Origin of the sequence: Actinokineospora alba (genome assembly GCF_004362515.1) — a bacterium.
Classification (GTDB): domain Bacteria; phylum Actinomycetota; class Actinomycetes; order Mycobacteriales; family Pseudonocardiaceae; genus Actinokineospora; species Actinokineospora alba.
The window spans coordinates 6842687-6854719 of record NZ_SNXU01000001.1 but is presented as its reverse complement, the minus strand read 5'-3'; the positions used below and the strand labels follow the sequence as shown (position 1 = coordinate 6854719).

Annotated in this window: 10 protein-coding genes; 4 read left to right on the top strand and 6 right to left on the bottom strand. The window is 69.6% G+C overall.

Going from position 1 to position 12033, the window contains the following annotated elements; all coding sequences use genetic code 11:
* Positions 1-171: 171 nt before the first annotated feature.
* From C8E96_RS30870 to C8E96_RS30850, 5 genes are read right to left on the bottom strand one after another with little or no spacing between them, the layout of a single operon-like run.
* Positions 172-1485 carry a YibE/F family protein gene (locus tag C8E96_RS30870; RefSeq protein ID WP_176926811.1) on the bottom strand — a complete coding sequence of 438 codons (1314 nt, stop codon included), beginning with the start codon at positions 1483-1485 and terminating at the stop codon, positions 172-174.
* 36 nt (positions 1486-1521) lie between these two features.
* The gene (locus C8E96_RS30865) at positions 1522-2124 is read right to left on the bottom strand and encodes a TetR family transcriptional regulator (RefSeq protein WP_091380860.1); all 603 of its coding nucleotides are present in this window, start codon (positions 2122-2124) and stop codon (positions 1522-1524) included.
* 1 nt (position 2125) lies between these two features.
* Entirely contained in the window at positions 2126-3331 is a 1206-nt protein-coding gene (locus C8E96_RS30860; RefSeq protein WP_091380857.1) for an NAD(P)/FAD-dependent oxidoreductase, read from the bottom strand.
* Positions 3332-3334: 3 nt separating this feature from the next.
* Positions 3335-3526 carry a ferredoxin gene (locus C8E96_RS30855; RefSeq protein ID WP_091380854.1) on the bottom strand — a complete coding sequence of 64 codons (192 nt, stop codon included), beginning with the start codon at positions 3524-3526 and terminating at the stop codon, positions 3335-3337.
* Complete coding sequence (locus C8E96_RS30850) at positions 3526-4944, bottom strand: fatty acid desaturase (RefSeq protein WP_091380851.1); 1419 nt, start codon at positions 4942-4944, stop codon at positions 3526-3528. Before C8E96_RS30850 ends, C8E96_RS30855 begins: the two co-directional genes overlap by 1 nt.
* 132 nt (positions 4945-5076) lie before the next feature.
* Here C8E96_RS30850 and C8E96_RS30845 point away from each other — a divergent pair, with 132 nt between their 5' ends.
* Both C8E96_RS30845 and C8E96_RS30840 read left to right on the top strand, forming a co-directional pair.
* Positions 5077-6987 (top strand): intein-containing Rv2578c family radical SAM protein, encoded by a 1911-nt coding sequence (locus C8E96_RS30845; protein ID WP_091380848.1) that lies wholly within the window; start codon positions 5077-5079, stop codon positions 6985-6987.
* 127 nt (positions 6988-7114) lie between these two features.
* Entirely contained in the window at positions 7115-7759 is a 645-nt protein-coding gene (locus tag C8E96_RS30840) for a hypothetical protein (protein ID WP_091380845.1), read from the top strand.
* 195 nt (positions 7760-7954) lie between these two features.
* On the opposite strand, the gene C8E96_RS30835 is transcribed toward C8E96_RS30840, so the two are convergent.
* Entirely contained in the window at positions 7955-8746 is a 792-nt protein-coding gene (locus tag C8E96_RS30835) for a hypothetical protein (protein WP_228770121.1), read from the bottom strand.
* 546 nt (positions 8747-9292) lie between these two features.
* On the opposite strand from C8E96_RS30835, the gene aspS reads away from it, so the two are divergent.
* Both aspS and C8E96_RS30825 read left to right on the top strand, forming a co-directional pair.
* Positions 9293-11089, top strand: coding sequence for an aspartate--tRNA ligase (gene aspS / locus C8E96_RS30830; RefSeq protein WP_091380840.1), 1797 nt, complete (start codon positions 9293-9295; stop codon positions 11087-11089).
* Positions 11090-12031 (top strand): DUF389 domain-containing protein, encoded by a 942-nt coding sequence (locus C8E96_RS30825; RefSeq protein ID WP_091380837.1) that lies wholly within the window; start codon positions 11090-11092, stop codon positions 12029-12031.
* Positions 12032-12033: the final 2 nt, after the last annotated feature.

Genomic DNA, 12033 nt, shown 5'->3' with positions numbered 1-12033 from the left:
ACGGCCTGTTTGGGTGGTTCGCCTTGATTCGGGGGGAGAAGGACCTAAACTCGCGTGGCGCGGGGCAGTTTCGTCATCCTGCCCGCTTTACCCGCGCAGGTCCTTCTCCGGGGTCCCCGAATCAAGGCGAACCACCCAAACAGGCACCAGCGCACCAGTGGGTGGGGCAGGCTAGTCCTCCCGCACCGCCACCAACGCGGCCAACGCGGTCGTGACCGGCACCGCCGCCACCAACCCGATGCTGCCCACCAGCGTCCGCACGATCTCCTGTGCGATCGACTGTGACCCCAGCAATGCGCCCAGGCCCACATCCGACAGCGACGAGTACAGCAACACCGGCAGCGCCGCACCCGCGTACGCCATCACCAACGTGTTGACCGCCGACGACACGTGGTCGCGGCCGATCCGCAAACCCGCCGCGTAGAGCTCCCGCCAAGTCAGCGTCGGGTTCGCCGCCCGCAACTCCCACACCGCACTGGTCTGGGTGACGGTCACGTCGTCGAGCACACCGAGGGCGCCGATCACGATGCCCGCCAGCAGCAGCCCGCGCGTGTCTATGCCGGTGCCCAGCGCCCCCACCAGGTTCGCTGTCTCCTCGTCCAGCCCGGTCAGCCGTGACGCCGCCGCGAAGAGAGCGCTCAGCACGCCGATGAGGGCCAGGCTGACCATCGTCCCCAAGACCGCCGTGGTGGTCCGCGCGGAGAAGCCGTGGGTCAGGTAGAGGACCGCGAACATGATGACGCCCGCCCCCGCGATCGCCACCAGCAGCGGGTTCTCCCCACCGAGGATGGCCGGGAGCACGAACAGCAGCAGCACCGCGAACGTCAGCCCCAGGCCGGTCAGCGCCTTGAGCCCCTGCCAGCGCCCGAGGACCAACACCGCGGCGGCGAACAGGAGGGCGAGGACGGCGAGGGGCGTGCCGCGCTGGAAGTCGACGAGTTGGTAGGAGCCGCCGCTGAGCGGGTCGCCGCCGCCGTAGCTGAGGACGACGTCGTCGCCCACGGCGAAGCGTGGGGTGCTCGGTTCCAAGGGGACGGCCGTGCGGATCTCGCTGCCCGAGGCCTGCCCGTCGGTCATCTGCACCGTGACCGTCAGACACTGGTCGGGACTCGGCTCGGCGCCCGGCTGACCGCCGAACTGGCACGGCCCGGCCTCCGCCGCGGTCACCGTGCCGAGCACCGGTTCCTGGCCGGACCCGACACCCTCAGGCCCGTCGCCCGTGGGGAACAGCAGCACCATCCCGATGATCGCGGCCAAGGCGAACGGCGTCACCAGAAACGCGAGGAGCCGCCGCACCGGCGCCGAAGCAGGGGTGGCCGGTCCATGTCCGTGCCCGTGGCCGGTTACCGCTATCTCGTCCTCGGGATCGCGGCGACGACGACGGCCCGCGCCATCCGGGCCCGCCGTGTGCCTGCCCTTGGAGGCGCGCTCAGGCTCGTCGTCCGCGCGCACGCGCGGGATCGGCCGCGTCTCCCAGTCATCCACCGCCCAATCCTCTCAGGACTGGTCCGTGCCCGCGGATCAGGGGAACAGCACTCGCCGGGCGATCCACGCGATGTCGGCGGCGGTTTCCTCCGGGCTGCCCGAAGGCTGCATCACATGGCTGAGCACCACCCGCACGACCATGTCGATCGCCGCGTCGAACTCCCAGGCGGTGAACGGGAGGCGGAAGGGGCGCATCCGGTCGGCCACGACGGCTTTCGCGGTGCTCAACAGCGACTCCGCGTGGGTGGTCAGCAGCGGCAGCAGTTCGGTATCGGCGCCGTGGGTCGCGGAGACGATGGCGTGCAACAGCGTGTTGCCCTCGGCCAGTTCCAGGACGCCACGCACCGCCGCGGTGATCGCGACGATCAGGTCCTCGGGGTGTTCGTCGAACGCTTTGTCGACGACCGAGAGGAACCGCCCCAGCTCGTCGAGCACCATGGCCTTGGCCAGGGCGGGCTTGGTCCCGATCTCGTTGTATACCGTCTGGCGGCTCACCCCGACCTCGTCGGCGAGCCGCGACATCGTCACCGACGCCCAGCCCGACCGGGTGGTGAGGGCGGCCGCGGCGGCGATGATGCGCTGTCGCTGCGGGCCACCGGCCGCGACGTCGGTCGATTCGGCCATCGTCACGACGTTCATGTTAAGCCGCACCTTCCCGCGCGCTGAAAGCGAGCGCCTCCGACCAGTCGCCGCGCCCGGCGATGCGCTTGCGGAACTTCATCACCTCGCGCGGACGGTCGACGGTCAACGCACCCACGATCCGGTCTCCTCGGCGATAGAGAGCCGTGAACGTATCGGTGTCCACCACCCGGACTTCGTCGCAGTCCGGGGTGCCGACGAACTGGATGCGGTGGCCGTACCAGTCCGACCAGAAGTAGGGGACCGGCGCGAGCCCCCGCGCCGACGCCGGGTCGAGGGCGTGCCGGGCGGCGGCCGCGCCCTGCTCCGCGGCGTTGGTCCAGTGTTCGAGCCGCATCAGGTCGCCGTCGAAGAGCGGGTTGGGGACGTGCGCGACGTCGCCCGCCGCGTACACGCCCGGCACGCCGGTCCACAGTGTCTCGTCGCAGAGCACGCCGCCGTCGCGTTCGTGCAGGGGGACGCCGCTTCCGCGCAGCCACCCGGTCGCGGGTGCCACACCGGTTCCGACCACCACCAGGTCGGCGTCCAGCACGGTCCCGTCGTCCAGCCGGACACCGGTCACCCGGCCGTCGGCCGACTCGATGGCCGCGACGCCGACACCGAGCCGCAGGTCCGTCCCGTTCGCGCGATGCAGGTCCGCGCACACCGTGCCCGCGTCGACTCCGATCGACCGGCTCAGGGGCAGCGAAGCCGCCTCCACGACGGTCACCTCATGCCCGCGCGCCCGAGCCGCCGAGGCCACCTCCGAGCCGATGAAGCCCGCGCCGACCACCACTGTCCGCGCCCCGTTGTCGAGCGCCGACCGGATCGCGACGGCGTCGTCGGCGGTGCGCAACTGGTGCACCCCCGCGATACCGGACGTGCCCGGGAACGGTCGTGGGGACGCGCCGGTCGCGATGATCACCGCGTCGTACGGGATCGTCCGCCGCCCGACTGACACCTCGCAGGCGACCGGGTCGAGCGTTTGCGCGGGCGTGCCCAACAGCAGCCGCACGCCGAGCTCGTCGCGCAGGTCGGCCTCGTCGCGGAATGGTCGAACCTCGGTCGGACCGTCGGTGTCGAGGAAAGCCTTGGACAGCGGCGGCCGGTCATAGGGCAGGTGCGGTTCCGCGCCGATCAGCGTGATCGGCCCGGTGTGCCCCGCCCGGCGGGCCGACTCCACCGCGCGCAGCCCCGCGAGCGAGGCGCCGACCACGACGAGGTCCACGGCTCAGCCGTCCAGGCTCAGCGCGAGGACCGGGCAGGCGTCCACCGCGGCCAGCACCGCCGAGCGGTGCTCCTCGCCGGGAGTCCCGTCGAGGACCGTCACGGTCCCGTCGTCACCGACCTCGAAGAAGTCCGGCGCCATCGCCTCGCACATGCCCAGGCCCTCGCAGCGGGCTCGATCGGCCACGATCCGCATCACACACCGACCTTCGTGACCGGCAGGAAGTCGATCTTCTCCCGCACACCGCAGTCCGGGCAGCACCAGTTGTCCGGCACCGCGCTCCACGGGGTGCCCGCGGGGAAGCCTTCGCGCGGGTCGCCGACGGCTTCGTCGTAGACGTAGCCGCAACCTGGGCACTTGCCCACGTGGATCAGGTTCGCGGGTACACGGACTGCGGTGTCCGCAGGCGTGTCCGTGGTCGACGGTGTGGCCGTGCCGTACTTGGCGAGGATCTTGTCGCGCTTGCGGGGTGAGATGTTCGCCTTGGTGAGGTCGCCGCCGAAGTGCGCGACCACCCGCGGGTCCATGACCCGGCGCCACACCGGCGGGATCATGGCGAGCACGATCATGCCCGCGTAGCCGGTGGGCAGCACCGGGGACTCTTCGAAGTCGCGCAGCGTCTGGTAGCGCCGCGTCGGGTTCGCGTGGTGGTCGCTGTGCCGCTGCAGGTGATAAAGCAGAACGTTGGTGGCGATGTTGTTGGAGTTCCAACTGTGGCTCGGGGCGACGCGCTCGTAGCGGCGGCGATCCGGCGGGCCGACCTGCTGCCGCAGCATCCCGTAGTGCTCCAGGTAGTTCACGACCTCGAGCAGCGAGAAGCCGACCACGGCCTGGATGAGCAGGTACGGCAGGATCCCGACACCGAAGGCGATGATCATCGCGCCCCACAGCGCCGCGGACATCAACCAGGCGTTGAGCACGTCGTTGCCCAGGCGGAACGGGTGCTGGTCGCGGCGGGCGTAGCGCTTCTTCTCCAGGTGCCAGGCGCTCTTGACGGAGCCGAAGACCGTGCGCGGCCAGAACTGGTAGAGGTTCTCGCCCATCCGGCTGCTGGCCGGGTCCTCCGGCGTCGCGACCCGCACGTGGTGGCCGCGGTTGTGCTCGATGTAGAAGTGGCCGTAGAAGCTCTGCGCCAGGGCGATCTTGGACAGCCAGCGCTCGTGGCTCTCCTTCTTGTGGCCGAGTTCGTGGGCGGTGTTGATGCCGATCCCGCCGATGCAGCCGATGGAGATGGCCAGGCCGACCTTCTCGACGACCGACAGGCTGTCCCCGCCGATGAGGTAGAAGGCGGTGATGAAGCCCGCGTACTGGATCGGCAGGAACGCGTAGGTGATCCAGCGGTAGTACTTGTCCTTCTCCAGCGCCTCGATCACGTCGTCCGGGGGGTTCGACCGGTCGAGCCCGGCGATGAGGTCGATCGCGGGGACGATCACCAGGATCACCACCGGTCCCAGCCACAGCCACACCGCCCAGTCGGTGAGCTGGTGCATGCCGATCGCGAGGAATGCCAGCGAGGGCACCACCAGGCCGATCAGCCAGAGGTACCGCTTGCCGTCGGTCCACGTCTCGGTCGAACTCTGCGAGACGGTCCCGGTGTCCTGTCCTGGCCTCATTGCCCTCGCCTCCCGGATGCTGATTGGACAAAACCATAGCTTTTGTAAAGCCGGTTTGACAAGGGTTGGGTTTTTGTAAACCACCGATCGAGTCGTTGACACCGTGTTCGAACATGTGTTCGACTAGGCCTCGTGCGATGGGATGGGCAGCGGGTCGGGAGCGCGGACGAGCAGGCCCTTCCCGGCCTGCCCGGTCTGGTGCGCAGCGTGCGGACGCCGGAGTTCGCGGGCATGGTCTTCCACGAGGTGCTGGCCAAGTCCGTGCTCAACCGGGTGCCGGGCGGCTCGCCGATGCCGTTCCAGTGGACGGTCAACCCATATCGCGGGTGTTCGCACGCGTGCAGCTACTGCCTGCACGGCGACACCCCGATCCTCATGGCGGACGGCTCCACGAAGCCCATCTCGGCGCTGCGCGTGGGCGACCGCGTCTATGGGACGCAGCGCCGGGGCAGCTACCGGCACTACGTGCCGACCGAGGTGCGCGACCACTGGTCCACGGTCAAGCCCGCCTACCGGGTCACCTTGGAGGACGGGACGTCGCTGATCGCCAGCGGCGACCACCGGTTCCTCACCGAACGCGGCTGGAAACACGTCACCGGAACCGTCGCGGGCCCGGGCAGGCGCCCACACCTGACCGCTGGCAACAAACTCATGGGCACCGGCCGCTTCGCCGCCCCGCCCAAGGACACCGCCGACTACCGCCGCGGCTACTTATGCGGAATCGCCCGCGGCGACGGCGGGGGAGCACCCGCCGCCGAGATCCACGCGCGCGTCGCCGAGTATCTGACCGGCGACCTGGCGCAGAGCCTGCCGGTCCCGTGGCCGCAAGCACCGACCGACGAGTGGCGCAAGGGCCTGCTGGCGGGCGTGTTCGACAGCGACGGCACTTTCGCCAACCGGATCGTCCGGTTCCGCAACCTCGGCGCGAAAGCCGCCGCCGCGGTCCTCGAAGCGTTGGCACACTTCGGTTTCCACCATGCGGTCGAGGAACGCAGGGCTCCCGAGGGACGCTGCTGCGTGCGCGTCGACGGTGGGCTCGCCGAACACCTGCGCCTGTTCCACACCATCGGCCCGGCTGTCGCGGCCAAGCGCACGATCGACGACGCCGCGATCAAGTCCGCCGCCCGCCTCGGCGTGGTCGAGATCCAGGCGCTGGGCATCGACCTGCCACTGTTCGACATCACCACCGGCACCGGCGACTTCATCGCCGACGGGGTGGTCAGCCACAACTGCTTCGCCCGGCGGACGCACAACTATCTCGATCTCGACGCGGGCCACGACTTCGACAGCCAGATCGTGGTCAAGGTCAACGCCGCCGAAGTCCTCGCCAAACAGCTCCGCGCGCCGCGCTGGACCCGTGAACACGTCGCCATGGGCACAAACACCGATCCCTATCAGCGCGCCGAGGGGCGCTACGCGCTGATGCCCGGGATCATCCGTGCCCTGGCCGACTCGGGGACGCCGTTCTCCATCCTGACCAAGGGCACGGTCCTGTCCCGAGACCTACCGCTGCTCACGGCCGTCAGTTCCGACGTCCCGGTGGGCGTCGGTGTCTCCATCGCCCTGCTCGACCGCGAACTGCAGCGCGGACTCGAACCCGGCACCGCCTCCCCGCAGGCTCGCCTCGAGTTGGTCCGCCGAATCACCGACGCCGGTTTGCCGTGCGCGGTCTTCGTCGCCCCGGTCCTCCCGGGCCTCACCGACACCACCGAACAGCTCGATTCCCTCCTCACCGAGATCGCCGCAGCGGGCGCGACCGGGGTGACAGTGCTTCCTTTACATCTGCGCCCAGGCGCGAAGGAATGGTTCGCGAAGTGGCTGGCACGTGATCATCCGGCACTGGTCCCGTTGTACCGACGTATCTACGGATCACGCAGCACCGCGGACATCGCCTACCGCCGCGCGCTCGGCACCCGAGTCGGCCCACTGCTGCGCGCGCACGGCTTCGCCGGCCAAGACCGCGCCGAACCTTCCTGGCCGCGCGGCAGCCTGCCCTCGCCGACGGAGGCGCCGTTGGTCCAGGAGCAGCTGACCCTGCTCTGACCAACCGGCCGTGACAGAAGGTGTGTTGATCAAACAATCCGTACCCATACCTGTCGGGGTACGGATTGTTTAGCGGGCCACCCGCCCCGATCGTGGGTCTCCCCGCAGCCCAGGAGACTCCCCGCCAGTGTCGATCTTCCCCACCCACGTCACCCGGGGCGACTTCACCGTGTCCGTCGACTCCCTGTCGGTGAAGGTGGACGCGCACGACAGCGCCACCGTGGTCATCGGCACGACGCCGGGCTCGCGCCCGCAGACACTCACGATGGCCGCACTCGGGCTGCCCGACGGGGTGTCCGCGACCTTCTCACCCCCACTGCTGGCGGCCGGCGGGTCGACCCGGCTCACCGTGGCCTGCGGAAGCTGGACACCCGGCGGAATCCACCCGGTCACGGTCACCGCGACAAACATCGACGGGGAACTTGCCAGCTGCTTCTTCTCCCTGACCATCACCGCCCCGGAACGCGAACCAGGAGGGGCGCGGGTGTGGCTCACCCCGGCCACCGAAACCGCCCAGGCGGGCTTCGCCGCCCAAACCCGCGTGACGGTGACCGGCGGGGGAGCGGTGCGCCTGGCCGTGCGGGACGCCCCCGCGGGATCACGCGTGACGTTCAGTCCCACCGTCGTCTACGAGGGCGGCCGCGCGGTGGTCTGGATCTTCACCGCCCCCGACACCCCACCCGGCCGCTACCCGATCACCATCTCCGCCACCAACGCCCGCGGCCAATCCGGCACCGCGATCTTCACCCTCGACGTGGCAACCTGGCCCTGACCAAACCCCAACAAAGAATCATGGCGGGCCGAGGCACATTCCCCGACCCGCTCTCCTCACCCTCACTGTGGCTTGTCAAACCCCCGCGCCATGGCCGTCACCTAAGGGGACCGCGACGGCAGCCGACCACGGTCACCCACCCACCCGCACCATCACCCGCCTGGTGACCCCAAGTCAAAATTTCGGGGAGGCGGACTAGTCTGGCCATTCCCAGCGCACACACAAGATCCCCGGACCGAAGTCCAGAGCCACCGTGTGCGCCTTCCCGTCCGGCGTGCACTCCAGCTTGCGCCGGTTCGTCACCTGGTCATCGCCGTCGACGGTGTACTGCTCGAGGTACGTGGGCAGGGCCGACGGGTCGAAGCGCAGTTCCAGGACGAACTCACGGACCGGCGTCGTGAACTTGCGGCAGTAGCTGTCGTCGCCGCGCGAGTACGGCGGGCCGGGGTGCTTCAGTTCGTATTCGACGATCGCCGTCTCGCCGCGGCTCAGCGGCTGGTCCAGCAGGAATTCCGCGGCGACCAGGCCCGCGCCCGCGTCCTGGGCGGATCGGCCCAGTCGGCAGCTCTCACCGGCGGTGATCGTCGGGAACGGCCTGCCGGGCCGTTCGAGGTCGTAGACCATCACGGTCCGGTCCGCGCCGTCGTGTTCGGCGCGGAAGACCTGGCGGATGTTGATCGACTTCTCGCCGCGGTCGGCCGCGATCACCATGCGGTCGTGCTGGCTGAGCTTGGTCATGGCGGCGTCGGTCGTGAAGTCGATGCGCTTGAGCAGCTGCGAGACGGGCTCGCTGTTGCCCCACAGTGCCTCGACGGTCAGCCGCGACGACTCGCGGTTGACTCTGCCGCGCGGGCGGGGCGGTCCGAGCAGGGCGATGAGCGACCCGGTCGGCACGCACAGCACGTCTTCGAGATGGCCGAGCGCCGCTAGTGATTCGGCGCGCTCGGGCCTGCGTCTTCCCGACTGCCAGTAGCTCAGTGCCGTCACGCTGATCGAGACTCCGCGTGCCCGCAGTCGGTACTGAATACGGTCCAGACTGAGACCGCTGGCCTGGATCGCAGACCGCAGTGCCGTGGGGAACGCGTCAGCCGCCAAAGAATCCGGCTCGGCCGTCATCGCATGGCGGACACTCCCGTTCTGGTGAAGTTCACGAACTGGCTCGCGGGTGATACCGCTACCCATGTTCACTCCCTGGGTTACCCCTTACGCCCTGGTGGTCACAGTACGTCGTAGGCGTCCCTATGGGTAGCCACAGTGTTAATTCGCGGGTAACCGTTTCGCTGCCTTCAGTGACTAGATAGCCCTATTGGCCCCACTACTATGCACCCAAATGGGTCAAAGTCTGCCACTGAACGGTTGACTACGATGGTCGCGCGCCATAGCGCTCTGTTGACTGCTAAGGCAGTCAAGTCCCAGGTGGAAACCTGCTCGACAGAACCAGGCGCCCATTGGCTAGCCTGACCTCTACACATGTTGCCCCGGTCGAAAATTCGCCTGGCGGCGTCCCACCATCTGGACAGGAGCGCGTCACCCGTGATCCGCACGCACGAGGCCGGAACACTCCGCGCCGAGCACGCTGGGCAGACCATCACCCTGAGCGGCTGGGTGGCCCGCAGGCGCGATCACGGCGGCGTGATCTTCATCGATCTCCGTGACGGCTCCGGCGTGGCCCAGGTCGTCTTCCGCGAGGGCGAGATGGCCGAGCGCGCCCACCGCCTGCGCGCGGAGTTCTGCGTGAAGGTCGTCGGCGAGGTCGCCGCCCGCCCCGAGGGCAACGACAACCCGGAGCTGCCGACCGGCGCCATCGAGGTCCTTGCCACCGAGCTCGTGGTCCTCAGCGAGTCCGCCCCGCTGCCCTTCCCGCTCGACGACAACGTCACCGTCGGCGAAGAGGTGCGCCTGCGCCACCGCTACCTCGACCTGCGCCGCAGCGCCCCGGCCCGCGCGATGCGCATGCGCAGCGAGGCCAACCGCATCGCGCGCACGGTCCTGCACGAGGAGAACTTCCTCGAGATCGAGACCCCGACGCTGACCCGCTCCACCCCCGAGGGCGCCCGCGACTTCCTCGTCCCGGCCCGGCTGGCCCCCGGCTCCTGGTACGCGCTGCCGCAGTCCCCGCAGCTGTTCAAGCAGCTGCTCATGGTCGGCGGCATGGAGCGGTACTACCAGCTCGCCCGCTGCTACCGCGACGAGGACTTCCGCGCCGACCGCCAGCCGGAGTTCACCCAGCTCGACATCGAGATGTCCTTCGTCGAGCAGGACGACGTCATCGCCCTCGGCGAGCGCATCATCTCCGCGCTGTGGAAGGAGCTGGCGGACTACGAGATCCCCAAGCCCATCCAGCGCATCCCGTACCTGGAGTCGATGGCGCGCTACGGCACCGACAAGCCCGACCTGCGCTTCGACCTCGAACTCACCGAGCTGACCGAGTTCTTCGCCGACACCCCGTTCCGCGTGTTCCAGGCGCCGTACGTCGGCTCCGTGGTCATGCCGGGCGGCGCGAGCCAGCCCCGCAAGCAGCTCGACGCCTGGCAGGAGTGGGCCAAGCAGCGCGGCGCCCGCGGCCTGGGCTACGTGCTGGTCAACGAGGACGGCACGCTCGGCGGTCCGGTCGCCAAGAACCTGTCCGACGCCGAGCGCGAGGGCCTGGCCAAGGCCGCGGGCGCGGAGCCGGGCGACTGCATCTTCTTCGGCGCGGGCGTCAAGTCCGAGGCGCGGGCACTGCTCGGCGCCGCCCGCCTGGAGATCGGCAAGCGCTGCGGCCTCATCGACGAGTCGGCCTGGTCGTTCGTCTGGGTCGTCGACGCCCCGCTGTTCGAGGAGGCCTCCGCCGCGGTCAGCGCCGGTGACGTCGCCGTCGGCTCCGGCCAGTGGACCGCCGTGCACCACGCCTTCACCTCGCCGAACCCCGAGTGGATCGACCGTTTCGAGGAAGACCCGGGCAACGCCCTGGCCTACGCCTACGACATGGTCTGCAACGGCAACGAGATCGGCGGCGGCTCGATCCGTATCCACAGCAAGGCCGTGCAGGAGCGCGTCTTCAAGATGATGGGCATCAGCGAGGAGGACGCGCGGGAGAAGTTCGGCTTCCTGCTCGACGCCTTCGCCTACGGCCCACCCCCGCACGGCGGCATCGCCTACGGCTGGGACCGCATCGTGGCCCTGCTCGCCGGTGAGCCGTCGATCCGCGAGGTCATCGCGTTCCCGAAGTCCGGCGGCGGCTACGACCCGCTGACGGCCGCGCCCGCGCCGATCACCCCGGAGCAGCGCAAGGAGGCGGGCGTCGACTTCAAGCCCGCCAAGGCGGAGCCCAAGCCCGAAGAGGCGTAAGTGCTCCGTCTCCGCGCGGTCTGTCCGCCCGAGAGCAGCAAGGCCGCGCTCGACGTGCTCCAGGAGCACGTCGGCGCGACCCATGTCGTGCTGTTTCCAGGTGCCGCGATCCAGCCCGCGGGTGACGTCATCGAGGCTGACGTCGCCCGCGAGGCCGCGGACGAGATCCTGGCCGTGCTCTGCTCGCTGGGCATCGACCACACCGGGGGAATCACCCTCGACGTGATCGACACCGTGATGTCCGACGCCGCCGACCTCGCCGAGCGCGACGCCCCCGGCGAGGCGGCGGACGCGGTGGTGTGGGAGGAACTGGTCTCCCGCACCGGCGAGGAGTCCCGCCTCAACGCCACCTACCTGGCCTTTCTGATCATCGCGTGCCTGCTGGCCGCGGTCGGCGTGATCACCGACTCGCCGATCACGATCGTCGGCGCGATGGTGGTCGGTCCGGAGTTCGGACCGCTCGCCGCGATCGCGGTCGGACTGGTCCGCGGCCGCTGGGACCTGGTGCGGCGCGCGAGTCTCGCGCTGGGTCTGGGTTTCGTGGTGGCGATCGCGATCACCGCGGGCGGGACGTGGCTGGGCTGGACGGCCGGGCTGTTCGACGCGAGCGCCATCGTCGGCGACCACCAGGTCGACTTCGTCTACGAGGTCGGGCCGTGGTCACTGATCGTGGCCGTGCTGGCGGGTGCCGCCGGCATGCTGTCGATGACGTCGGCGAAGTCCGCGGCCCTGGTCGGCGTGTTCATCTCGGTCACCACCGTGCCCGCCGCGGGCTACATCGCCGTCGCCGCGATCCTCGGCGAATGGCAGAAGGTGCTGGACTCGGCCGGTCAGCTGACGATCAACCTGCTGGGCATCGTGGTCGCCGCTTCGGCGGTGCTGATGGTGCGCCGGAGCAGGCGGTTCGCCAACGACGCCGTACGCCCATTATCGCCTGGCTGAGT

Bases quoted from the DNA above. Each gene is read 5' to 3' on its own strand.
- C8E96_RS30855 (WP_091380854.1), bottom strand. From the start codon at position 3,526: ATGCGGATCGTGGCCGATCGAGCCCGCTGCGAGGGCCTGGGCATGTGC.
- C8E96_RS30865 (WP_091380860.1), bottom strand. From the start codon at position 2,124: ATGAACGTCGTGACGATGGCCGAATCGACCGACGTCGCGGCCGGTGGC.
- C8E96_RS30850 (WP_091380851.1), bottom strand. From the start codon at position 4,944: ATGAGGCCAGGACAGGACACCGGGACCGTCTCGCAGAGTTCGACCGAG.